Below are 23,581 nucleotides of genomic sequence, written 5' to 3' on the forward strand. Positions count from 1 at the left end.
CGGTGTGGGAGGCGGTCAGTGGTCGTCGCGGATCAGTTCCGCGGCGCGCCAGGCCATCGCCATGGCGGGCGCGTTGAGATTTCCGGAGACCCGGCGGCGCGCCACGGCCGGGAGGGGGCAGGGCAGGTCGCGGGCCGCGAAGGCGGAGCGGGGAATGGTGGCCGGGGGCGGGGAGGGGCGTACCCGGGAAGTGGTTCTCAGATCTGGAAACGCTGGACCGAGGCGCGCAGCCGGTCGGCGAGCGTCTCGACCTCCTCGGCCGTGCGGGCGACCTGGCCCACCGCGGAACGGCTGGCGGCGGTGCTGTGGGCGACGCTGGCGATGTTGGTGGCGATGTCGGTCGCACCGTTGGCCGCCTCGGTGACACCGCGGTTCATCTCGGCCGTCGTCGCGCTCTGCTGCTCGACGGCCGAGGCGATCGTGGTCTGGAAGTCGCTGATCTGCTCGATGATGCGGCTGATCTCGTCGATCGCGGTGACCGCCTGACCGGTGTCGGACTGGATCGCGGCGATCTGCTGGGCGATCTGCTCGGTGGCCCGGGCCGTCTCCTGGGCCAGGTCCTTGACCTCGGAGGCGACCACCGCGAAGCCCTTGCCGGACTCGCCGGCGCGGGCCGCCTCGATGGTCGCGTTGAGGGCGAGCAGGTTGGTCTGGCCGGCGATCGAGGTGATCACGTTGATCACGTCGCCGATCTGGGCGGACGAGTCGCCGAGGCGGTTGATGGTGTCGCTGGTGGCCCGGGCCGCGGCGACCGCGTCGGTGGCGACCTGGGCGGCGTCGCCGGCGTTGCGGGAGATCTCGCTGATCGCGGAGCCCATCTCGTCGGTGCCGGCGGCGACCGTGTGCACGCTGCCGGAGACGCCGGCGGCGCTCTCCGCGGCGAGCCCGGCCTGCTGGTCGGCCTGCGCGACGGCGGTGTCGATCTCCTGGCTGACCCGGCGCATGGTCTCCGAGGCGACGGTGAGCCGGTCGCCGTTCCCGGAGATCTCCAGGACGGTGGCGCGGACCCCGGCCACCGCGTCACCGACGGCGCGGCCCATCATCGCCATCTCGTCCCGGCCGGTGGTGTCGGCGCGGACGGTGAGGTCGCCCCGGGCCATCGCCTCCAGGGCCTCCACCAGGTGCGCGGCCGGGCGGGTGATGCTGCGGGTGATCACCGCGATGAGCAGGACGGCGGCGACCACGGCGATCACGAACGCGATGATCATCGTGTTGCGGGCGGTGGCGGCCTCGCTCTGCGCGCTCCGGGTGGCCGTGTCGGCGCGGGTGGTGACCGAGGTGACCAGGGTCTCGGTGCCCTCGACGATCTCGAAGAACAGGTCGTAGCCGTCGCTCAGGATGATCTTGTCACCGGCGGTGATCGCGCCCTTGGCGTACTGGGCGACGGCCTTGTCGTCGGCGGCGAAGTACTGATCCCAGAGCGAGACCAGGGACTCGAAGGTGGTCTTCTCGTCGGCGGTCATCAGGTCGGTACGGGTCGCCGCGAGCAGCGCCTTGAGCTTCTCCGCGTCGGCGAGGAACCCGGCCCGGTTGTCGGAGGTCGACGCCACGGCGATCGCCGCGCCGAGCCGGCGGGTGTCCCAGGCGTACGAGACCTGCCACCCGGAGATGTCGCCGTCGTAGTACTTCTGCTCGTCGACCTGGTGCAACAGGGTCTGCAGGTCCCGCATCCCGGCGGCCGAGTCGGACTGCCGGTTCAGCCCGACCGCGCCGATCACCACCACGACCGCGAGCAGCGCGAGCACGACGGTGAAGGCCGCCGTGAGACGGCCCGCCAACCGCAAGCGCCGCAACATCGCCATAGACCCAGGATGGCACCGCCACGGGTGGAAAACCGGCGAAAAGGTCAGGCCAGGTGCAGTCGCGCCCGGGTGCCCTGCCCGGGTCCGCCGGAGTCCACGGTCAGCTCGCCGTCGTGCGCCTTCATGATCCGCTGGGCGATGCTCAGTCCCAGACCGACGCCGGGTACGGCCTGCTCCCGGGCGTACTGGCCGCGGTAGAAGCGGTCGATCACGTGCGGCAGCTCCTCGGCGGGGATGCCGGCACCGGTGTCGACCACGTCCACGCCGTCCCGGTCCACGCGTACGGTGACCGTCGCCCCCGTCTCGCTGAACAGGATCGCATTGCGGACCAGGTGTTCGGCCGCCTGGCTGAGCCGGGTGAAGTCGCCCGGCACCGGGACCGGCTCGGTGCCGTCCGGCGTCTCGATCACCACCCGGACCCCGCGCTGGGCGGACTGTCCCCGGCACGCCGCGACGGCCGCCTCGGCGACCCCGATCAGGTCGGTCTCGGCCCGCAGCAGCGGCAGCGGGGTGCCGGCCGGGCGGGTGCCGGCGAGCAGGTGATCGACCATCCGGACCAGGCGCTCGCCGTTGCGCTGGATCGGCTCGATCATCCGGCGGTACTTCTCCAGCTCCTCGTTCTCGACGAGCAGCTCCAGGTAGCCCTGGATGGTGGTGACCGGCGTACGCAGCTCGTGCGAGACGGTGGCGACGAAGTCCTCCTCGCGGCTGATCGCCCGGGACAGCTCGTCGCCGACCTCGGCGAGCAGCAGCCGGTTCCGGATCGCCGACAGGTGCCCCGAGGCCTGCCCGGCCATGGTGCGGAGCAGGTCGACCTGGCGGTCCCCGGCCTCCTGCGGGCGGTTGTCCAGTACGCACATGGTGCCGAGCAGGTACCCGTCCTCGTCGGTCAGCGGGACGCCGGCGTAGAACCGGATGTGCGGGGCGCCGGTGACGTTCTCCCAGCGCTGGTAGATCGGGTGATTGAGGGCGTCCCGCACGATCAGCGGCAGCCGCCTGTCCACCACGTGCCCGCAGAACGAGGTCGACAACGCGCCACCGGAGCTCGGCATGCCGGTGCTGCCGGCGAACCACTGGTGGTCCCGGCTGATCAGCGTGACCGTGGACATGGAGGTCTCGAAGACCGAGCTGGCGAGCCGGGTCAGCTCGTCGAGGACGACGGGCCGCGGCGCGCCTAGCAGGCGGTAGCTGTCCACCGCGGCGAGGCGGGCCTCGTCGCGTATCGCATCCCCTACTGAGCTCATCTGCATCCGTTCTCTTCTCGGGCACGTTGGAGCGAAGTTCGGCGGTGCCGGCCGCCAGGTGAGGGATTCGAGGCGAGAAATTCGTCCTCCGGCTAACACTCAGCGCCCGGCGGCAAAGGTCGATCTGTTTCTGCGAGCCCGAGACTCCAGGGAACCACGAACCGCCGGTCAGGCGTAGGAGGACCACATGCGGACCGAGCTGTACCGGTCGGCCGACGCCGACAACAACAAGCCTCTCGTCCTTCTCGTCGACGACGAGGAAGCCGTCCTCGAGACGCTCTCCCTGCAGCTCGGCCGGGACTACAAGATCATGACGGCGGCCGACGGCGAGCAGGCGCTCACCGTGCTCGGCGAGCACGGCCCGGCGGCCGCGGTGATCAGCGACATGCGGATGCCGAGGATGAACGGCATCGAGCTGCTGCGCCGGGTCCAGATGGAGTACCCGAGCACCACCCGGGTACTGCACACCGGGTACGGCGACATGGCCACCGCGGTCGCCGCGATCAACTCCGGCGGCGTCTACCGCTACCTGCCGAAACCGGCCGACACCGAGGCCCTGCGCGGCGCGCTGCGCGAGTCGGTGGACAAGTTCGAGGAGGCGATGGCCGAGCGGGAACTGCTCGACCGGACCCTCCGGACCAGCGTGAAGGCGCTCTTCGGCGTCCTGGAGCTCTCCAACCCGCCGGCCTTCAACCGGGCCGGCCGGATCAGCACGCTGGTCGGCGAGCTCTGCCACACGCTGCAGCTGGACGGCCTCTGGGAGATCGAGGTCGCCGCGATGGCCTCGCAGCTCGGCGCGGTCACCGTGCCCGCCGCGACCATGAACAAGCTGGACCGGGGCCTGCCGCTGACCGCCGACGAGCAGGCCGCCGTCGACGCGATGCCGAAGATCGCGCTGCGGCTGCTCGGCGACATCCCGATGATGGAGGACGTGCTCCAAATCGTCCGGGGGCTGACCGAGACGCCGGACCCGTCGGTGGAGCTGCCCCCGCTGGTCGTGGACGCGATCGCGGTGCTGCGGACGGCGATCGCGTTCGAGCTGCTGGAGAGCCGCGGCCTGAACAACGCCGCCGCGATCACCGCGCTGGAGGAGCGCGGCGACATGCCCGCGCACGTGATCGTGGCGCTGCGCCGGGTCAAGGGCGTCCGCGCGGCGGTGCAGGACACCATCCGCGAGGTCCGGGTGGTCGAGCTGGAGGTCGGCTTCCGCCTGGTCGAGGACGTGGTGGCGACCAACGGGCTGGTGCTGATCGGCAAGGAGACGGTGATCACCGAGCTGATGCTGGACCGGCTCACCAACTTCGCCCGCGCGGTCGAACTGGTCGAGTTCGTGATGGCCGCGGTACCCGGGCACCACCACTCCAACTACGCCGTACGCAGGTAGTTCGTCTCGTACTCGTCGGCCAGCGCGCCGACCGCTCGCATCGCCCCGGCGGCCTCCGCTCGAACCTCCTCGAGCGAGGCCGCCGGGTTCGTCACGTCCCCGATCCGCGCCTGGTCCTCGATCGCCCCGCAGAGCGCGGCCAGGGCGTCGGCGCCGATGTTCGCCGCCGAGCCCTTCATGCCGTGGGCCTGGTCCCGGATCTCGTCCCGGTCGCCGTCGCCGAGCAGCGCGGCGAGGCGGTCCACCGCGTCCGGCGTCCGGGTCACGAAGGACCGCAGCAGCCGCACGATCAGGGCCACCTCGGCGTCGGTCGGCCCGCCCTCGGTGACGGCGTCGATCCGCGCCCGCACGGCGGCGAGCCGTCCGTCATCCGCTTCGCTGGGCACGTCCATGCGGACATAGTGCGGCAGCCGGTTCCGGTTTGCGGCCTTTTTCGGGTACGGGCCGGCTCAGGCGCCCCAGCCCGCCTGCTCCCCGCCGACCCGTGCCGTGGCGATCGACGCCGCGTACCCGGAGGCCGCGTAGGCCGTCATCGGGTCCCGGGGCAGCCCCCGCGCCTCCCGCCGGTCGGCCAGCGCGCCCCGGACGTCGGTCTCGTAGGCGTCCATCAGGATCCCGTTCGCCGCCAGCACGTCGCCGTCCCGCTGCGCCGCGGCGAGCGCCTCCTGGTCGATCAGCAGCGCCTTCGCCAGGGCCTGCTCGACGTTGAGCACCGAGCGGATCTGCCCCGGGATCTTGTCCTCGATGTTGTGGCACTGGTCGAGCATGAAGTTGACCCCGGACCCGGGCCGGTGCGCGCCGGCCGTCACGATCTCGCTGAGGATCCGGAACAGCTGGAACGGGTCGGCGGCCCCGACGATCAGGTCGTCGTCGGCGTAGAAGCGCGAGTTGAAGTCGAACGCACCGAGCCGCCCCTGCCGCAGCAGCTGCATCACGATGAACTCGATGTTGGTGCCCGGCGCGTGGTGCCCGGTGTCCAGCACCACGGTGGCCTGCGGGCCGAGCGCCAGGCAGTGCAGCAGCGAGGTGCCCCAGTCCGGGATGTCCATGCTGTAGAAGGCCGGTTCGAAGAGCTTGTACTCCAGCAGGATCCGGTGCTCCGGGTCGAGCGCCGCGTAGATCCGCTGGAGGCCCTCGGCGAGCCGCTCCTGCCGGCCGCGCAGCGAGTCCTGACCGGGATAGTTCAGACCGTCCGGCAGCCAGATCTTCAGGTCGGTGGAGCCGGTCTCCCGCATGATCTCCAGGCAGTGCAGGTGGTGCTCGACCGCCTTCTCCCGGATCCGCCGGTCCGGGTGGCAGAGCGAGCCGAGCCGGTAGTCGTCGTCCTGGAACAGGTTGGAGTTGACCGCGCCGAGCCGTACGCCCAGCTTCTCGGCGTGCGCGCGCAGGTCGGACCAGTCGTCGACGGTGTCCCAGGGGATGTGCAGGGAGACCCGCGGGGCGAGCCCGGTGACGCGGTGCACCTGCGCGGCGTCGGAGATCTTCTCGTACGGGTCCCGGGGCACCCCCGGCCGGGAGAAGACCTTGAACCGGGTGCCCGAGTTGCCGTACGCCCAGCTGGGCACCTCGATGGTGAAGCCGTCCAGCCCATCGAGCGCGGTCATGAGGTTCCTCCATGGTCGGGAACGCATGAACGCCTCCGGCGTCTTGAAACGTTCTTACCCGGCAGTGTGACCCACGTTACGTTCGTGTGTGCGGCTGGTCAAGGGGCGCCTTCCCTCAGGGGTGAGACGTTTCAGTCTCGGTCGTTCACACCGCACAGGGGAGCACTCCGGGTGATGGAGTGCTCCCCTGCGGTCTGCGTCGTGCGCTGCTTCGTCGCGGTGGTCAGGAACGGCGGCGGGCGCGGCGGATCAGGGCGTAGCCGGTGGCGGCCGTGGCCAGGGCGGCGGTGAGGACGGCCAGGTCCCTCGGGTTGGCGGTGATGCGGCGACCGGCGTCGCCGAGAGTGCAGGAGGCACGGCTGGCCGCGTCGGCGGCACCGCCGGCGAGGCGGGCGCTGCGCTGGGCGGTCGCCTCGGTGATGTGGGTCAGCGAGTGCGCGTGCTCGCCGGAGGCGGCGGACCTGCCGCCGTGCGGGTGGCCGGCGTCGCTCGTTCGGGTGGCGGGGTCCTCCATGGCGGCATACGTCGCGGTGGCCGCCTGCTTGAGATCGGCGGTCTTGGCGGTGGCGGTGTCCTTGAGACCGGCGACCTCGGCGGTGGCCGTGTCGGGCTTCGCGACCGGGGCGGTGTTCGGCGGGGGCTCCGACCAGGCCACGTGGTCCTCCGGGGTGAGCGCTGCCGCGGCCGAGGGCGTCAGCGGGTCGGCGTGCGGCGGGGTGGTGGCAGTCGACGGCTGAGCGGCAGGTGGTGACGGTGCGGCCGGGGCCGGGGCCGGGGCCGGGGCCGGGGCCGGGGCCGGGGCCGGAGCCGGAGTGCCTGTTGTCGGCGGGGTAGCCGGTGTCGCGGGCTTGGCCATGGAGGGCTTGGGGGGTGCGGGCTTCTGGGGTGGCTGGGGTGGCGGGGAAGGCCGGCGGGTGGCGTCGGCCGGGGTGGCCGGCTTGGGCTTCGCCGCGGGTGGGCGGGGCTTCGGGGAGGCCGGGGGCGTCGTGGCCGGTGGGTGGGGCTTGGGGGAGGGCGAGGGGCCGGAGGAGGTGGGGGGCTGGGGCTTGGGGGTGGTCACGAGTTCCTCCCGGCACGGGCGGCGGACATGAAGGCGGCGGCGTCCGCGCGGCCACTGGCGATGGCCTGGGCGGGGGCCGGCGGGGTGGCCTGCCGGACCTGCTTCCTACCGATCAGGGCGGCGACGCCGGCGATGGCGAGGATGGCCACGGCGGTGATCAGGGCGGCGGCCCAGACCGGGAGGACGAGGGCGAGGGCCGCTCCGGCGGTGACGAGGAGGGCGCCGAGGCCGTACATCGCGAGGACACCCGCACCGCCCAGGAGGCCGGCGCCCTTTCCGGCGCGTCTGCCCTTCTCCTGCATCTCCATCCGGGCGAGCGTCAACTCGTCCCGGACGAGCGTGGTGACCTGCTCGCTGAGCCGGGCGACCAGCTCGGCTGTCGAGGCGTGGTCGGTTCGTGTGTCGGTGTGGCTCATCGTCCCCTCCGTCCTGGGCGGCTTACGGACTTGAGGTACCCCTGCCGAACCCGAATAACCGCCGGTCAGGTGGTGAGCGAGGCGATCACCTCGGCCAACCTGGCGCCGGTCAGGGTGTCGGCGGTCACGATCAGACCGCCGGACCCGGCGGTGGCCGGGGAACCGTCGATGCCGGTGATCACGCAGCCGGCGGCGCGGCAGACGGCGAGCGGGGCGGCGAAGTGGACGCTGTCGCGCTGGTCGCCCCAGGTGACGAAGGCGGCGCGACGGCCGGCGGCGACCCAGAGCAGCGCCAGGGTGGTGGAGAGGACCCGGGGGCGGAAGTGGGCGTAGAAGGCCGGGGTGGCGAGCAGCCGGGCCGGGATCGTCGGGTCGGGGTGTTCCAGGTGGACGTCGACCAGGGCGGTCACCGCGGACGGGGTGAGTGGGGTGTCGACGCCCTCGTGGCGTAGCCGGGCGGCGTGGCCGTCGGTCCAGAACGTCTCGCCGGTGAACGGGTCGGCGGACGCGGCGGCGGTGACCGTGCTGCCCGAGCGCAGGGCGACGTTCGTGGCGACCAGCCTGGTCTGCGCGCCGTAGTTGAGGGTGCCGCAGAGCGGGTCGACCAGCCAGCGCCGGGCCGCGTCGGCAGGGCCGGTGGCGCCGCCCTCCTCGCCGGTCACCGCGTCGTCCGGGCGGGCCGCGGCGAGGACGGCGAGGACGGCCTGTTCGGCGGCGATGTCGCCCTCGGTGGCGAAGTCGCCGCCGCCCTTGTCGACCCGGGACATGGCGGTGCCGAAGCGGGCCCGGACCTCGGCGGCGCCGGCGAGTGCGGCGACGATGGCGACCTCGTGATCGGGGCGGGAGGTGAGTTCGAGGGGATTCACGATTATCATGCTAGGAGGGGAGGGCCGGGCGCGCGGGGGCCGTGGGGCGCCTGCGAGGATGGTTCGCGATGAGCTCCTCTGAAGCCGCCGACGAAGCCGCACCCGCCGACGTTCCCGGCGAGTCCGTGGCGGGTACATCGACGGACATGTCTGACGCGCCGACGCTGCTCGCCGAGCGGTACCGGCTGGGTGACCAGCTGGGCCGCGGTGGCATGGGCCAGGTGTGGCTGGCCCGGGACGAGACGCTGGACCGGGACGTCGCGGTCAAGGAGCTCGACCTGCCGGTGGAACTGGCGGCCGACGCGGCGGCGGCCCGGCGGCGGACGCTGCGGGAGGCACGCGCCGCGGCCCGGCTCAGCCATCCGAACGTCGTGCAGGTCTACGACGTGCTCTCGTTCGACGACCGTACGTGGATCGTCATGGAGTACGTGCCGTGCCGGTCGCTCAAGGACGTGATCGCGGCGGACGGGCCGCTGGACGAGTACCGGACGGCGCGGATCGGGCTGGACCTGCTCGCCGCGCTGCGGGCCGCGCACCGGGCCGGCGTGCAGCACCGGGACGTCAAACCGGCGAACGTGCTGCTCGCCGAGGACGGGCGGGTGCTGCTCACCGACTTCGGCATCGCGGCGATGGACGACGACAGCCTGACCAGCAGGTCGGATGTGCTGGTCGGATCGCCGCTGTACATGGCGCCGGAGCGGGCCCGGTACGGCACCAGCGGGCCCGAGGCCGACCTCTACTCGCTGGGCGCGACGCTCTACGCGACGATCGAGGGGCAGTCGCCGTTCCAGCGCACGTCGACGATGGCCACCCTGTCGGCGCTCGCCACCGAGGAGCCGGACCCGCCGAAACACGCCGACGCGCTCTGGCCGCTGCTGCAGGAGCTGCTGCGCAAGGACCCGGCGGAGCGGATCGGCGCCGAGGACGCCGAGGCGCGGCTGCGCGAGGTCATCGCGCGACTGAGTCCGTCGGAATCGGTCACCACCGCACCGGTGATCCCCCGGCAGCGAAAGCCCGCCGGCTCGGCGCCGGTCGCCGGGCGCGACGACGGCCCCGCCGTGGCCGTACCGCGGAAGAAGCGGAACCTGGTCGCGGTGCTCGCCGCCGTCATCGTCGCCGCAGGCGCGGTGGTGCTCTTCGTGACCACCAGGGGTGACGCCGACGACCAGGCCGCGCCGCAGTCGACCGCGACGACTCCGGCGGCATCCGCGGGCGCGAACCCCGGTGCCAGCGCCGCCACCTCGGCGAATGCGAATGCGGGCGCGAGCGCGGGTGCGAGTGCCACGGCGAGCCCGAGCGCCACCGCGAGCGCATCATCGAGTGACGGCCGCCCCGCGTTGCCCTCCGGATGGACCGACTACAAGGACAAGACCGGATTCTCCGTGTACGTCCCCAAGGGCTGGACCCGCTCGAAATCGGGGACGATGGTCTACTTCAAGAACGGGAAGGGCCTCGTCCTCGGCATCGACCAGACCGACACTCCCCGGTCGAATCCGGTCAAGGACTGGCAGGGGCAGCGGGACTCGCGGCTCGCGGCGGGTGACTTCCCGGGCTACAAGGAGGTGAAGATCGCCTCGGTCGACTACTTCAAGAAGGCCGCCGACTGGGAGTTCACCTTCAACGGCAGCGACAGCCGCCAGCACGTCAACAACCGCGGCGTGGTCACGTCGGCACACCAGGCCTACGGCTTCTGGTTCCAGACCCCGGACTCCCAGTGGTCCGCCAGCCGCGAGTCCATCCTCCAGGTCGTCTTCGACAGCTTCGTCCCGGTCAAGGACTGACCTCAGAAGTCGAGCAGCTCCTCGGTGCTGATCGCCATCGGAAACGGCAACTCCGAGTTGAGCGTCTCGCCCTGCTACCTGTCACACGACAGGGGGATTACCGGGGTATAGCAGGGGAAACGTGTTGTGAGGCGCGCGCCAGGCGGGCCGCGATCGCGGCGTGATCGGAAGCCACCAACCCGACCGTCACCCGCAGGTGGGGGGTGCCGGGGCCGACCGTGAAAGCGGTGCCGGCCGCGGCGCCGATGCCGGCGCTGGCCAGGCTCAGCAGGGCGGCCTGCTCGTCGGCGACCGGGAGCCAGATGTTGATGCCCTCGCCCGGGGGGAGATCGATGCCGGAGTCGCGCAGGCCGGTGGTGATCAGGCGGCGGCGCAGGGCGTACTCGTCGCGGGCCGCGCGGACCGCGGTGACCGAGGCCGGATCGGTCAGCAGGGTCAGCAGGAGGTGCTGGAGGAGGCGGCTGGTCCAGCCCTGGCCGAGCAGGCGGCGTTCCAGGATCGGGTCGAGGATGGTGGCCGGGCCGCTCACCGCGGCGAGCCGCAGGTCCGGGCCGTGCGACTTGGAGAAGCTGCGGACGTGCACGGTCTGGCGCGGGAGGTGCGTGCCGATCGAGCAGAGCGGGCCGGATGCCAGGTCGCCCGCGGAGTCGTCCTCCACGACGTACACGGAGGGATGCGGTGTGAGGACCGCGGCGAGGGACGCGGCCCGCGTCGGTGACCACGACGCGCCGGTGGGGTTGAGGGCGCGCGGTTGCAGGAAGACGGCGGCGGGACGGCGGGCCAGGGCGGCCGCGAGCTGGTCGGGGAGCATGCCCTCGGCGTCCGTGCCGACGCCGATCACCGGGACGCCGAGGACCTCGAGCAGGTCGAGTAGCGGGGGGAAGCAGGGGTTCTCCACCACGGCCAGGTCGCCGAGGCGGAGCAGGGCCGACGCCACCTGGTCGATCGCGTCCATCGCGCCGTCGAAGACCGCGAGGCGCTCGGCGGGGTAGGGCCAGCGGTCGCGGAGCAGTGCGGCCAGCTCGGGCAGCACCGGCTCGTCGAGGTAGCTGGTCGGGGCGGGGGAGAGGCCGCGCAGCGCCGGGATCGGCGGCAGCAGGGCCGGGTCGGGGACGCCGGTGGAGAGGTCGAGGCCGAAACCGCTGGTCCGGCGCAGGGCGGCCCGGTAGCGGCCGGGACCACCGGAGCCGGGGGTGGCGACGACGGTGCCGCGGCGGCCGTCCGTCCGGATGGTGCCGGCCCGGCGCAGGAGCTGCCACGCCGCGTTGACGGTGCTGGGGGAGAGGCGCAGCTCGGCGGCGACCTGGCGGACCGGCGGGAGCTTGGTGCCGCCCTCGATCGCACCGTCGCCGACCGCCCGGCTGAGCGCCTCGGCCAGGCCGCGCGCACTGGGATCGATGAGCCGCTCCACCACCGCCTCGAACATTTTTGTGACAGTACAACCGAAGCATTGTTCGGTCCAGGGTCGTCACATAATCTCTGGCCATGAATCACATTGCGCACTGGATCGGCGGCGCCGAGCGCGCCGGCAAGTCCGGCCGGGTGGGCCCGGTCTTCAACCCTGCCACCGGCGAGCAGATCGCCGAGGTGGATCTGGCGACCACGGCCGAGGTCGGCGAGGCCGTCGCCGTCGCCAAGGAGGCCGCCAAGGCCTGGCGCTCCGCCTCCCTGTCGAAGCGGTCCGCGGTCGTCTTCAAGTTCCGTGAGCTGCTCGCGGCCCGGGTCGGCGAGCTGGCCGAGATCATCACCACCGAGCACGGCAAGGTGCTCGCCGACGCCGCCGGTGAGATCGCCCGCGGCCTGGAGAACGTCGAGTTCGCCACCGGCATCCCGCACCTGATGAAGGGCTCCTTCTCGGAGCAGGCCGCGACCGGCGTGGACGTGTACTCGATCCGCCAGCCGCTCGGCGTGGTCGCCGGCATCACCCCGTTCAACTTCCCGGCGATGGTGCCGCTCTGGATGTGCGCCACCGCGATCGCCTCCGGCAACGCGTTCGTGCTCAAGCCGAGCGAGAAGGACCCGTCCGCGTCGCTCTGGCTGGCGAGGCTCTGGGCCGAGGCGGGCCTGCCCGAGGGCGTCTTCTCCGTGGTCAACGGTGACAAGGAGGCCGTCGACGCCCTCCTGACGCACCCGGACATCGCCGCGGTCAGCTTCGTCGGCTCGACCCCGATCGCCAAGTACATCTACGAGACCGGCACCGCGCACGGCAAGCGGGTGCAGGCGCTCGGCGGCGCCAAGAACCACATGATCGTCCTCCCGGACGCCGAGCTGGACGCGGCCGCCGACGCGGCGATCAACGCGGGCTACGGCGCGGCCGGCGAGCGCTGCATGGCGATCTCGGTCGTGGTCGCGGTCGGCGAGATCGCGGACCCGCTGGTGGAGGCGATCTCCGCCCGCCTGCCGAAGATCAAGATCGGCAACGGCGCGGACGCCGGCGTCGACATGGGGCCGCTGATCAGCGCGGCGCACAAGGAGAAGGTCGCGGGCTACATCGCCGCGGGTGAGAGCGAAGGCGCGACCGTGATCGCCGACGGCCGCCAGGCCGAGATCGCGGAGAAGGACGGCTACTTCCTCGGCGCGACGCTGCTCGACAACGTCACCCCCGAGATGACCGTCTACACCGACGAGATCTTCGGCCCGGTGCTCTCGGTCGTCCGCGTGGACACCTACGCCGAGGCCGTGCAGCTCGTCAACGACAACGAGTACGGCAACGGCACCGCGATCTTCACCCGGGACGGCGGCGCGGCCCGCCAGTTCCAGTTCGACGTGAACGCGGGCATGGTCGGCGTCAACGTACCGATCCCGGTGCCGGTCGCCTACTACTCGTTCGGTGGCTGGAAGGCCTCGCTCTTCGGCGACTCGCACATGTACGGCCCGGACGGCATCGCCTTCTTCACCCGCGGCAAGGTCGTCACCTCCCGGTGGCCCGACCCCGGAACCTCGTCGATCGACCTCGGCTTCCCGCAGACCCGTTAAGGATGTCCTGGTGACTGACGAATCTCAGGTGCGCGCGGACGACCGTGCCCACGTCTTCCACTCCTGGTCCGCCCAGGGGCTGATCAACCCGCTGCCCATCGAGAGGGCGGAGGGCAGCTACTTCTGGGACTACACCGGCAAGAAGTACCTGGACTTCTCGTCCCAGCTGGTCAACATCAACATCGGGCACCAGCACCCGCGGTTGATCGAGGCCATCCAGGAGCAGGCCGCCAAGCTCTGCACCATCCAGCCCGCGTTCGCCAACGACAAGCGCGGCGAGGCGGCCCGGATGATCGCCGAGGTCGCGCCGGAGGGCCTGAACAAGGTCTTCTTCACCAACGGCGGTGCCGAGGCGAACGAGAACGCGATCCGGATGGCCCGCCTGCACACCGGGCGGCACAAGGTGCTCTCCACGTACCGCAGCTACCACGGCTCCACCGCCACCGCGATCACCGCGACCGGTGACCCGCGCCGCTGGCCGAACGAGCCGGTCGCGGTCGGGGTCGTGCACTTCTGGGGGCCGTACCCGTACCGCTCGCCGTTCTTCGCCGAGAGCGAGGAGCAGGAGTCGCAGCGCGCGCTGCAGCACCTGCGGGACACCATCGTCTTCGAGGGGCCGGGCACCATCGCCGCGATCCTGCTCGAGACGGTGGTCGGCACCAACGGCATCCTGGTCCCGCCGCCCGGCTACCTGGCCGGCGTCCGGGAGATCTGCGACGAGTTCGGCATCGTCTTCATCGCCGACGAGGTGATGGCGGGCTTCGGCCGGTGCGGCGAGTGGTTCGCGGTCGACAGGTGGGGCGTCACGCCCGACCTGATCACCTTCGCCAAGGGCGTGAACTCGGGTTACCTGCCGCTCGGCGGGGTAGTGATCTCCGACGAGATCGCCGAGACCTTCCGGGAGCGGCCGTTCCCGGGTGGACTCACGTACTCCGGGCACCCGCTCGCGTGCGCCTCCGCGGTCGCCTCCATGCAGATCTTCAAGGAGGAGGGGATCATCGAGCACGCCCGCAGCCTGGGCGAGGACGTGATCGGCCCCGAGCTTCTGGCGCTCAAGGAGAAGCACCCGAGCGTGGGCGAGGTCCGCGGCCTGGGCGTCTTCTGGGCGATCGAGCTGGTCAAGGACGCGGAGAAGACCCCGCTGGTGCCGTTCAACGCGGCCGGCGCGGCGGCCGGCCCGATGAACGACGTGGCCGCGGCCTGCAAGGAGCAGGGGCTCTGGCCGTTCACCCACTTCAACCGGGTGCACGTCGTCCCGCCGTGCACCACCACCGCGGAGGAGGTCCGTGAGGGCCTCGCGATCCTCGACGGGGCGCTCACCATCGCCGATGGTTTTTACGCCTCCTGACGCTGGATTGCGTTGTTTCCAGGCCGCCCGGGATTTGGATTCCGTTTCAGGCTTGGAAATTACTTCGGATTCCCTTGTCAGTTGTATCAACCGTGTGACAGTGTTCCCCCACTTCGGGTGAGCACCCGCACACGCCGACCGGAAGGCACAACCCTCGTGAGCACCGATTTTCCCGTGCTGCGCAACTTCATCAACGGGTCCTACACGGACACCGAGGAGGGTCGGACCTCTCCGGTCGTCGACCCCAGCACCGGGGAGACCTATGCGTACGCGCAGGTCTCCTCGGCGCGGGACGTCGAGGCAGCGGTAACCGCGGCGGAGGCCGGCTTCGAGGTGTGGCGGGACAGCACGCCGTCGGAGCGGCAGCTCGCGCTGCTGAAGATCGCCGATGCCGTCGAGAAGCGGGCCGACGAGATCATCGAGGCCGAGTGCCGCAACACCGGTAAGCCGGTGGAGGCGACCCGGGCGGAGGAGATGGGCCCGGTCCTGGACGAGCTGCGCTTCTTCGCCGGCGCGGCCCGGATCCTGGAGGGCAAGTCCGCGGGCGAGTACATGCGGGACCACACCTCGTTCATCCGGCGCGAGCCGATCGGCGTGGTCGCGCAGGTGGCGCCCTGGAACTACCCGATGGTGATGGCGATCTGGAAGCTGGCCCCGGCCATCGCGGCCGGTAACGCCGTGGTACTCAAGCCGTCGGACACCACCCCGGTGAGCACGCTGCTGCTCGCCGAGATCGCGGCCGAGTTCCTGCCGCCGGGCGTGCTCAACGTGGTCTGCGGCGACCGGGACACCGGCCGTGCGCTGGTGTCGAACCCGGTGCCGCAGCTGGTCTCGATCACCGGTTCCACCCGGGCCGGGATGGAGGTCGCCGCGGCGGCCGCCCCCGACCTGAAGAAGGTGCACCTCGAGCTGGGCGGCAAGGCGCCGGTCGTGGTCTTCGACGACGTCGACATCGCCGCCACCGCCGAGGCGATCGCCGGTGCCGGGTACTTCAACGCCGGCCAGGACTGCACCGCCGCCACCCGGGTGCTGGTGCACGAGCGGATCGCGGCCGACTTCACCGCGGCCCTCGCCGAGGCGGCCCGGACGACGAAGGTGGGCGCGCCGAGCGACCCGGACGCGTTCTTCGGCCCGGTCAACAACATCAACCAGCTGGAGCGGGTGACCGCGTTCCTGGACCGGACCCCGGACCACGCCGAGATCCTGGCGGGCGGCAAGCGGATCGGCGACCGCGGCTACTTCTTCGAGCCCACCGTCGTAGCAGGCTTGAAACAACGCGATGAGATGGTCCAGGACGAGATCTTCGGCCCGGTGATCACCGTCCAGTCGTTCACCGACGAGGCCGAGGCGGTCCGGTGGGCCAACGACGTCCGCTTCGGGCTCAGCGCCAGTGTCTGGACGCAGAACCACGGGCGCGCGATGCGCGTCTCGCGCCGGCTCGACTTCGGCGCGGTCTGGATCAACACGCACCTGCCGTTCGTCTCGGAGATGCCGCACGGAGGCTACGGCCACTCCGGTTACGGCAAGGACCTTTCCCTGTACGGCTTCGAGGAGTACACCCGGATCAAGCACGTCATGAGCTATCACGGCTGATCCGGCTGCAAGGCCCCGCAGAACATTTCCACCAGAGGTGATAGATGACCACTTCTCCCCCGCATCACGCCGTGCCGGCCACGTCCGGCGCCGGTGAGCGGACCGGGCAGGCCGCGATCGAGTTCGTCGGCGTACGCAAGGAGTACCTCTCGCACGGTGAGGCGGTTCCGGCCGTCAAGAGCCTCGACCTGGCGATCGGACAGGGGGAGTTCTTCTCGCTGCTCGGCCCCTCGGGCTGTGGCAAGACCACCACGATGCGGATGATCGCCGGCTTCGAGGAGCCGACGACCGGGCAGGTCTACCTGGACGGTAAGGACGTCACGGGCGTACCGGCCAACAAGCGCGACGTGAACATGGTCTTCCAGTCGTACGCGCTCTTCCCGCACCTCAACGTGCTGCAGAACGTCTCGTTCGGGCTGGAGCGCAAGAAGATCGCGAAGGCCGAGGTCAAGCGGCGGGTCGGCGAGATCCTCGAGATCGTCTCGCTGACCGGCATGGAGAAGCGGCAGCCCAAGGAGATGTCCGGCGGCCAGCAGCAGCGCGTGGCGCTGGCCCGGGCGCTGGTCAACCACCCCCGGGCCCTGCTCCTCGACGAGCCGCTGGGCGCGCTCGACCTGAAGCTGCGCCAGCAGATGCAGATCGAGCTCAAGCGCATCCAGCGCGAGGTCGGCATCACCTTCGTCTACGTCACGCACGACCAGGGCGAGGCGCTGACCATGTCGGACCGGATCGCGGTGATGAACGCCGGGCTGATCGAGCAGCTCGGCACGCCGCGGGAGATCTACGAGCGGCCGACCACCCGCTTCGTCGCCGGCTTCATCGGCACCTCGAACATCGTCGACGGCCGGGTCGCCCGGATCGACGGGAGCGTCGCGGCGCTGGAGTTCGGCGAGGGCGAGCGGGTGCTGGCGCCGGTCAAGAGTGGTGTCGCGCAGGGCCAGGAACTGGTGGTCTCGGTACGCCCGGAGAAGATCGACCTGCACCGCGCGGCGCCGCAGGACCCCTCGGTCAGCGTGCTGTCGGGAACGGTGTCCGAGGTGGTCTACCACGGGACATCGACCAACTACACCGTGGCGACCGCTGCGGGAACAGACTTCGTGGTGTTCGATCAGAACGCGCACGATGCCGAGGACGTCGCGTCTCGTGGTGAGCGCGTCTTCCTCAGTTGGGCCCCGCAGCACTCGTACCCGATCGGAGTCTGATGTTCCAGTCCAATATGCCGGACCCCTCCCGCCTCCGTGGCATGACGCAGCGGCGCTTCGGTCGCCGTGACGCGCTGCGCCTCGGTGGTGCGTCGGCGATGGGCGCGTTCCTGGCCGCGTGTGGCGTCAAGGGCAAGGGCACCCCCCAGGCCAGTGTCGCGCCCGACGCGGTGGAGAAGTTCTGGAGCGGCAAGGTCAAGAACGGCAAGCTCGACTTCGCCAACTGGCCGCTCTACATGGACCCGAAGAAGCCGGAGCTCAAGAAGTTCACCGAGCAGACCGGCATCACGGTCAACTACCAGGAAGTCATCCAGGAGATGGGTCCCTGGTTCGCGAAGGTCCAGCCGCAGCTGTCCGCCGGGCAGTCGATCGGCTACGACCTCATGGTCATCACCAACTCGATCCAGTTCGGGCAGTTCCGCGACGCCGGGTTCCTGGCGCCGCTGGACCACTCGAAGCTGACCAACTACGCCGCGAACGCCGCCGCGTCGTACGCGAAGGAGTCGTTCGACGCCGGCAACGTCTTCAGCATCCCGTGGGCGTCCGGCATCACCGGTATCGCGTACGACCGGAAGAAGACCGGCCGGGACATCACCTCGCTCGCCGACCTCTGGGACCCGGCGTTCAAGGGCAAGGTCGGCATGTTCTCCGACACCCAGGAGCTGGCGAACTTCGGCCTGCTCGCGGCGGGTCTGAAGCCGGCCGACTCGGGCGAGGACGAATGGAAGAAGGCCGCCGCCAAGCTCAAGGAGCAGAAGGAGGCCGGAATCGTCCGTAACTACTACGATCAGAGCTACGTCGACGCTCTGGGCAAGGGTGAGATCTGGATCACTCAGGCCTGGTCGGGCGACATCTTCCAGAAGAACGTCTCGGACGGCACGGACTTCCAGTTCGTCATCCCGTCCGAGGGCGGCACGATCTGGACCGACAACATGACCATCCCGATCACGGCGGCCAACCCGGTCGACGCGATCATGGCGATGGACTTCTTCTACAACGTCGAGATCGCGGCGTCGCTGGCCGAGTACATCAACTACGTGTGCCCGGTGCCGGCGGCCCAGGCGCAGATCAAGAAGGACGCGGCGAAGCAGAGCGGCGAGGACAAGACCTACCTGGAGAGCGTTGCGGAGAGCAACCTCGTGTTCCCGGCGGAGTCGGATTACTCGAAGCTGAGCTACTACGTCGACTTCAACACCGCTGAGGAACAGCGGGGCTTCCAGGACATCTTCGAGCCGATCACGCTGAGCTGAGGCAATGAACCGGGTAAAACGTACACTCGCGCCCTACCTGCTGGTGCTTCCCGGCGGGCTGTGGCTGCTGCTGTTCTTCGTGGTGCCGATGGCGACCATGTTCTCGCTGTCGTTGCAGCAGGGCGACATCATCAACGGGTACGTCTTCACGGGTCACTGGGAGACCTACGTCGACGCGATCACCAATTACAAGACCCAGTTGATCCGCTCGCTGGTGTACGGGCTCATCACGACGGTGCTGCTGGTCGTGATGAGCTTCCCGGTGGCCTACTGGATCGCCTTCTACGGCGGTAAGAAGAAGTCCACGTACCTCTTCCTGCTCCTGCTGCCGTTCTTCGTCTCGTTCGTGCTCCGGACGATCTCGTGGCGGCAGATCCTCACCGACGACGGGATGCTGCTGCACCCGCTCAAGCAGGCGGGGCTGCTCCCGGAGAGCTTCCACATCCTGGGTACGTCGTACGCGGTGATCTTCGGTCTGGTCTACAACTTCCTGCCGTTCATGGTGCTGCCGATCTACGTGGCCCTGGAGCGGATCGACCCGCGGGTGGTCGAGGCGGCCCGGGACCTGTACGCGGCCCCGATGACCGTCCTCCGCAAGGTGATCTTCCCGCTCGCCCTGCCCGGCGTCTTCGCCGGCGTGCTGATGACGTTCGTGCCGGCCAGCTCGGACTACGTCAACTCGGGCGTGCTGGGCAGCTCGAACACCACCATGATCGGCCAGGTCGTGCAGGCGCAGGCGCTGGCGAACTCCAACTACCCGATGGCCTCGGCCATCTCCTTCTTCCTGATGGCGGTGCTCCTGGGCGGCATCCTCTCGTACGCGAGGGCGCTCGGCACCGAGGACGTCATGAATGCGGCGGCGCGATGAGTACGGTCAAGAGAAGGTTCTTCAGCGGCGAGCGCGCCATGTTCGCCTACACCTGGCTGATCATCGCCTGGCTCGTGGTGCCGATCCTGATCATGATCGCGTTCGGCTTCAACAACCCGCACGGCCGGTACAACCAGACCTGGCAGGGCTTCACCTTCAAGTGGTACAAGCAGGTCTTCTCGATCAGTGACCTCACCTCGGCGCTGGTCGTCTCGCTGGTGATCGCGGTGGTCAGCTCGCTGATCTCCGGGGCGCTCGGCACCGGCATCGGGTACGCGCTGGGCCGCTACCGGTTCCGCGGTTCGGACACGCTGAACTTCATCATGTTCGCCACGATGTCCTCACCCGAGCTGATCATGGGCATCTCGCTGCTCACGCTCTTCGTCTCGCTCGGCATCGGCCTCGGGGCGGTGACCATCACCATCGCGCACGTGATGTTCTCCATCTCATTCGTCTCCACCGTGGTCCGGGCCCGGGTGATCACCCTGGACCGGTCGATCGAGGAGGCCGCCGCCGACCTGGGCGCCAACGGCTGGACCACGTTCTGGAAGGTCACCTTCCCGATCATCCTGCCGGCGGTCTTCTCCGGCGTGCTGCTCGCGTTCGCGCTCTCGATCGACGACTTCGTGGTCACCAACTTCACCGCGGGCACCACGGTGACGTTCCCGCTCTGGATCTGGGGCGCCACCCGGGTCGGCCTGCCCCCGCAGGTCAACGTGATGGGCACGCTCATCTTCGCGGCGGGCATCCTGATCGCGGTGCTCACCAACCTCAAGTCGCGCTCCAAGAAGGCCGACTAGTCCTCCGCACGAGGAAGGCCGGGTCCCGCGCCGGGGGCCCGGCCTTCCTCGTTTTCCTGGGGAAATGGCGCGGAAATAGTTGGCTGTAGACTTGTGCACGACGGATTCCGTAGGCAGGATCAACGTCAACCGTAGTAAACGATGGCGGGAGACACCGTGACCGACCGACAGCCAGCAGACGTGGACCAACTCTCCGCGACCGCCCGTGACCACCTGTGGATGCACTTCACCCGGCTCTCCGCGTACCAGGACGCGCCGGTACCGGTGATCACCCGGGGTGACGGGTGCTACGTGTGGGACTCCACGGGCCGTCGCTACCTGGACGGGCTCTCCGCGCTCTTCGTGGTGCAGACCGGCCACGGCCGGCAGGAGCTCGCCGAGGCCGCCGCCAAGCAGGCCGCCGAGCTCGCCTACTTCCCGATCTGGTCGTACGCCCACCCCACGGCGATCGAGCTGGCCGGCCGCCTCGCCGAGATGGCCCCCGGCGACCTGAACCGGGTCTTCTTCACCACCGGCGGCTCCGAGGCCGTCGAGTCGGCGTGGAAGCTGGCCCGGGCGTACTACAAGCGGGCCGGCAAGCCGCTCAAGACCAAGGTGCTGTCCCGCGCGATCGCGTACCACGGCACCTCGATGGGCGCCCTCTCGATCACCGGCCTGCCCGGCCTGAAGCAGGACTTCGAGCCGCTGGTCCCGAGCACCTTCCGGGTGCCGAACACCAACTACTACCGGCGCCCCGACCAGAGCCAGACCCCCGAGGAGTTCGGCGTCTGGGCGGCCGACCGGATCGCCGAGATGATCGAGTTCGAGGGCCCGGACACCGTCGCCGCGATCTACCTCGAGCCGGTGCAGAACGCCGGCGGCTGCTTCCCGCCGCCGCCCGGGTACTTCCAGCGGGTCCGGGAGATCTGTGACCGCTACGACGTGCTGCTCGTCTCCGACGAGGTGATCTGCGCGTTCGGCCGTCTCGGCGAGTACTTCGGCGCCGACCGGTACGGCTACCAGCCCGACATCATCACGGTGGCCAAGGGTCTGACCTCGGGTTACGTCCCGCTCGGCGCGATGATCGCCTCCGAGCGCCTGGCCGAGCCGTTCACCAAGGGCGCCGACATGTTCGCGCACGGCATCACGTACGGCGGCCACCCGGTCGGCGCCGCGGTGGCCCTCGCGAACCTCGACATCATGGAGCGCGAGCAGCTCAACAAGCACGTCCGGGACAACAGCCCGGTCTTCCGCTCGCACCTGGAGAAGCTGCTCGACCTGCCGATCGTCGGCGACGTCCGCGGCGACGGCTACTTCTTCGGCATCGAGCTGGTCAAGGACAAGGCGACCAAGGAGACGTTCGACGAGGCCGAGTCCGAGCGACTGCTCCGCGGCTTCCTCTCCACCGCGCTCTTCGACGCCGGGCTCTACTGCCGCGCCGACGACCGTGGCGACCCGGTGATCCAGCTGGCCCCGCCGCTGACCGCCACCGAGGCCCAGTTCACCGAGATCGAGCAGATCCTCCGTTCGGTCCTCACCGAGGCACAGACCCTGCTCTGACCTCACCCTCTCCGCATCGGCGCGAGGTGGCTTCTCCCGGCCATCTCGCGCCTTTTCGCGTACGGGCTCCGGCTCGCCCGCCGCGGCCGGTGCTCTCGCGTACGGGCTCCGGCTCGCCCTGCTGGCTGGAGCTCACGGGTGTGTGGGCCGGGTCGAGGCACCCCTGAGCACCAGCCAGGGGCGGGAGTCGCGTGACGGCCCGGAGGGGTGCGGAGGTCGCGGGCACGACGGGCGGCCGCCTTTTGAGCGCGGTGGGGGGCGGGACGGCGTACCGGAGACGCCTCAGAGGGGGAGGCGGACGCACACGATGGTGCCGGTCGGGGTGTTGGGGTCGAGGCGGATGGAGCCGCCGTGCAGCTGGATGATCACGCGGGCCAGGCTGAGACCCAGGCCGCTGCGGGCCGGGCGTCCGTGCCGAGCACCGGGCGGGCCGAACTCGACAGGATCCGGGTACGGTGCCCGGGCAGCTTGGCCAGCACGTCCTCCTCGAAGACGTACTCGCCGCGGAACGCGCGCATCAGCGGGGTCCGCTCCCACGGGATCGGCTCGTTCTCCGGGCCGCAGACCACGGCGTGGGTCCGGGACGGGAAGTCGTCCGGGATCGGGCCCTCCACCGGCAGCCCCCGGAACTCCCGGGAGACCCGGTTGGCGAGGACCACGCGACCGTTCTCGTCGCACGCCATCACCCCGGCGGGCAGGCACTCCAGCAGCGCGTCGAGCAGCGCACCGGTCCCCGCCGGGACCGGTGCGCGGGGCTGGACGGCGGCCGGCGCGAGAACCGTCTCGGCCATCGCGAGCAGGGTCGAGACCTGCTCGCCGGTCCAGAACCGGGGACGGTGGTCGAGCACGGTCAGTGAGCCGAGCGGGCGGTCCTCGGGGTCGCGCACCGGCACCCCGGCGAACGCGCGGATGCCCAGCTCGGTGGTGAGCAGGTGGGTGCAGAGCGAGCCGTCGCGGGCGTCGGTCATGTCGGTGGCGAGCACGGCGTGGTCGCTGGAGACCACGTACTTGCACACCGAGTACGCGAGCGGGGCGCGCTTGCGGCCGCTCAGCGGTTCCGGGAGGCCGTACGCGCCGACCAGGTGCTCCTCGTCCTGCCCGACCAGGGTCACGGCGGCTATCGGCGCGTCGAGCAGCCGGGCGGCCAGGGCGGCGATCGCGTCCAGGGCGAGGGTCTGACCGGGGAGGGTTCGCAGCGCCCGGTCGACGGCGGCCAGCCGCGCCGGGTCGCGCAGTACCGACTCGTCGACGTCTATACCGTCACCGGATTCCGGACGGGGCAGCGGGACTCGGCGCCGGAGTGCCCGTGCGGTCCGACGGTGGCGAGCTTCTCGATCATCAGGAGAAGCTGGTCGTTGGGGCAGGGCTTCATCAGGATCGCGCAGGCGTGCGCCTCGGCCACCCGGGGGTCGCCCGGCGTGAGCTGGCCGGTCAGGATCGCGACCGGGGTGTCGCGTACGCCGTCGTGCGCGCGGACCGCCCGGATCAGCTCCCAGCCGTCCATCCGCGGCATGCCGAGATCGGTGAGCAGGACATCCGGCCGCTCCTTGATGATCATCTCCAGGGCGACCTGGCCGTCCGGCGCGCGCAGCACCGTGAGTCCGGCTCGTTTGCAGACCCGGGCGATCACGGCGGCGATGTCCTCGTCGTCCTCGGCGATCAGCAGCACGGCCATTGCACCAGCATGCTCCGGTTCCCGGACGGCCCGGGACGATTTCGCATAATTCACGCCAGCCCCACGGTTCCGTCGGCCGTCCTGCTTCCCGCCCGCCCGCCGGCGCGGTTCCCCGCCCACCGGCGACACCTGCGGGCAGCGGCGGGGGCCGGGGTGTTCGGGTGCCGGCCGGC

General features: G+C 70.6%; 20 protein-coding genes. 10 read left to right on the forward strand and 10 right to left on the reverse strand.

Features of this window, described 5'->3' with window-relative positions; all coding sequences use genetic code 11:
* Positions 1 to 197: 197 nt before the first annotated feature.
* Together AB0M08_RS28405 and AB0M08_RS28410 are read right to left on the reverse strand one after the other, a co-directional pair.
* Entirely contained in the window at positions 198 to 1,802 is a 1,605-nt protein-coding gene (locus AB0M08_RS28405) for a methyl-accepting chemotaxis protein (protein WP_364499466.1), read from the reverse strand.
* A gap of 44 nt (positions 1,803 to 1,846) precedes the next feature.
* Positions 1,847 to 3,046 carry a GAF domain-containing sensor histidine kinase gene (locus AB0M08_RS28410; RefSeq protein WP_364499468.1) on the reverse strand — a complete coding sequence of 400 codons (1,200 nt, stop codon included), beginning with the start codon at positions 3,044 to 3,046 and terminating at the stop codon, positions 1,847 to 1,849.
* Between the two features lie 187 nt (positions 3,047 to 3,233).
* Between AB0M08_RS28410 and AB0M08_RS28415 the strand changes: the two genes are divergently transcribed.
* Positions 3,234 to 4,430 carry a response regulator gene (locus tag AB0M08_RS28415; protein WP_364499471.1) on the forward strand — a complete coding sequence of 399 codons (1,197 nt, stop codon included), beginning with the start codon at positions 3,234 to 3,236 and terminating at the stop codon, positions 4,428 to 4,430.
* On the opposite strand, the gene AB0M08_RS28420 is transcribed toward AB0M08_RS28415, so the two are convergent.
* The 5 genes from AB0M08_RS28420 to AB0M08_RS28440 all read right to left on the reverse strand — a co-directional run bounded on the left by AB0M08_RS28420 (position 4,412) and on the right by AB0M08_RS28440 (position 8,385).
* Complete coding sequence (locus tag AB0M08_RS28420) at positions 4,412 to 4,822, reverse strand: Hpt domain-containing protein (protein WP_364499474.1); 411 nt, start codon at positions 4,820 to 4,822, stop codon at positions 4,412 to 4,414. The two genes, AB0M08_RS28415 and AB0M08_RS28420, sit on opposite strands and share 19 nt — an antisense overlap.
* 57 nt (positions 4,823 to 4,879) lie before the next feature.
* A complete protein-coding gene (gene rhaI / locus AB0M08_RS28425; protein ID WP_364499477.1) occupies positions 4,880 to 6,034 on the reverse strand; it encodes an L-rhamnose isomerase in 1,155 nt (384 codons plus the stop codon).
* Positions 6,035 to 6,257: 223 nt separating this feature from the next.
* The gene (locus AB0M08_RS28430; protein ID WP_364499480.1) at positions 6,258 to 7,094 is read right to left on the reverse strand and encodes a hypothetical protein; all 837 of its coding nucleotides are present in this window, start codon (positions 7,092 to 7,094) and stop codon (positions 6,258 to 6,260) included.
* The gene (locus tag AB0M08_RS28435; protein ID WP_364499483.1) at positions 7,091 to 7,510 is read right to left on the reverse strand and encodes a phage holin family protein; all 420 of its coding nucleotides are present in this window, start codon (positions 7,508 to 7,510) and stop codon (positions 7,091 to 7,093) included. Before AB0M08_RS28435 ends, AB0M08_RS28430 begins: the two co-directional genes overlap by 4 nt.
* A 65-nt stretch (positions 7,511 to 7,575) precedes the next feature.
* Positions 7,576 to 8,385 (reverse strand): inositol monophosphatase family protein, encoded by an 810-nt coding sequence (locus AB0M08_RS28440; protein WP_364499485.1) that lies wholly within the window; start codon positions 8,383 to 8,385, stop codon positions 7,576 to 7,578.
* A gap of 137 nt (positions 8,386 to 8,522) precedes the next feature.
* Here AB0M08_RS28440 and AB0M08_RS28445 point away from each other — a divergent pair, with 137 nt between their 5' ends.
* Positions 8,523 to 10,157 (forward strand): serine/threonine-protein kinase, encoded by a 1,635-nt coding sequence (locus tag AB0M08_RS28445; protein ID WP_364499488.1) that lies wholly within the window; start codon positions 8,523 to 8,525, stop codon positions 10,155 to 10,157.
* A gap of 97 nt (positions 10,158 to 10,254) precedes the next feature.
* On the opposite strand, the gene AB0M08_RS28450 is transcribed toward AB0M08_RS28445, so the two are convergent.
* Positions 10,255 to 11,583, reverse strand: coding sequence for a GntR family transcriptional regulator (locus tag AB0M08_RS28450; protein WP_364499491.1), 1,329 nt, complete (start codon positions 11,581 to 11,583; stop codon positions 10,255 to 10,257).
* A gap of 59 nt (positions 11,584 to 11,642) precedes the next feature.
* Here AB0M08_RS28450 and AB0M08_RS28455 point away from each other — a divergent pair, with 59 nt between their 5' ends.
* From AB0M08_RS28455 to AB0M08_RS28490, 8 genes are all read left to right on the forward strand, one after another.
* Complete coding sequence (locus AB0M08_RS28455; protein WP_364499494.1) at positions 11,643 to 13,133, forward strand: CoA-acylating methylmalonate-semialdehyde dehydrogenase; 1,491 nt, start codon at positions 11,643 to 11,645, stop codon at positions 13,131 to 13,133.
* 10 nt (positions 13,134 to 13,143) lie between these two features.
* Positions 13,144 to 14,481 (forward strand): aspartate aminotransferase family protein, encoded by a 1,338-nt coding sequence (locus AB0M08_RS28460; RefSeq protein WP_364499496.1) that lies wholly within the window; start codon positions 13,144 to 13,146, stop codon positions 14,479 to 14,481.
* Positions 14,482 to 14,637: 156 nt separating this feature from the next.
* Positions 14,638 to 16,074: an aminobutyraldehyde dehydrogenase gene (locus AB0M08_RS28465; protein ID WP_364499499.1), complete on the forward strand. Its 1,437-nt coding sequence runs from the start codon at positions 14,638 to 14,640 to the stop codon at positions 16,072 to 16,074.
* A gap of 44 nt (positions 16,075 to 16,118) precedes the next feature.
* The gene (locus AB0M08_RS28470) at positions 16,119 to 17,276 is read left to right on the forward strand and encodes an ABC transporter ATP-binding protein (RefSeq protein ID WP_364499502.1); all 1,158 of its coding nucleotides are present in this window, start codon (positions 16,119 to 16,121) and stop codon (positions 17,274 to 17,276) included.
* A gap of 41 nt (positions 17,277 to 17,317) precedes the next feature.
* On the forward strand, positions 17,318 to 18,526 hold the full coding sequence (locus AB0M08_RS28475; protein WP_364499505.1) for a spermidine/putrescine ABC transporter substrate-binding protein: 1,209 nt from the start codon (positions 17,318 to 17,320) through the stop codon (positions 18,524 to 18,526).
* Positions 18,527 to 18,530: 4 nt separating this feature from the next.
* On the forward strand, positions 18,531 to 19,394 hold the full coding sequence (locus AB0M08_RS28480; RefSeq protein WP_364499508.1) for an ABC transporter permease: 864 nt from the start codon (positions 18,531 to 18,533) through the stop codon (positions 19,392 to 19,394).
* Complete coding sequence (locus AB0M08_RS28485) at positions 19,391 to 20,194, forward strand: ABC transporter permease (protein ID WP_364499510.1); 804 nt, start codon at positions 19,391 to 19,393, stop codon at positions 20,192 to 20,194. Before AB0M08_RS28480 ends, AB0M08_RS28485 begins: the two co-directional genes overlap by 4 nt.
* A gap of 141 nt (positions 20,195 to 20,335) precedes the next feature.
* A complete protein-coding gene (locus AB0M08_RS28490) occupies positions 20,336 to 21,733 on the forward strand; it encodes an aspartate aminotransferase family protein (RefSeq protein WP_364499513.1) in 1,398 nt (465 codons plus the stop codon).
* Positions 21,734 to 22,098: 365 nt separating this feature from the next.
* On the opposite strand, the gene AB0M08_RS28495 is transcribed toward AB0M08_RS28490, so the two are convergent.
* A complete protein-coding gene (locus AB0M08_RS28495) occupies positions 22,099 to 23,097 on the reverse strand; it encodes a GAF domain-containing protein (protein ID WP_364499687.1) in 999 nt (332 codons plus the stop codon).
* Positions 22,986 to 23,408, reverse strand: coding sequence for a response regulator (locus tag AB0M08_RS28500; protein WP_364499516.1), 423 nt, complete (start codon positions 23,406 to 23,408; stop codon positions 22,986 to 22,988). Before AB0M08_RS28500 ends, AB0M08_RS28495 begins: the two co-directional genes overlap by 112 nt.
* Positions 23,409 to 23,581: the final 173 nt, after the last annotated feature.

Origin of the sequence: Actinoplanes sp. NPDC051851 (genome assembly GCF_040681165.1) — a bacterium.
GTDB lineage: Bacteria > Actinomycetota > Actinomycetes > Mycobacteriales > Micromonosporaceae > Actinoplanes.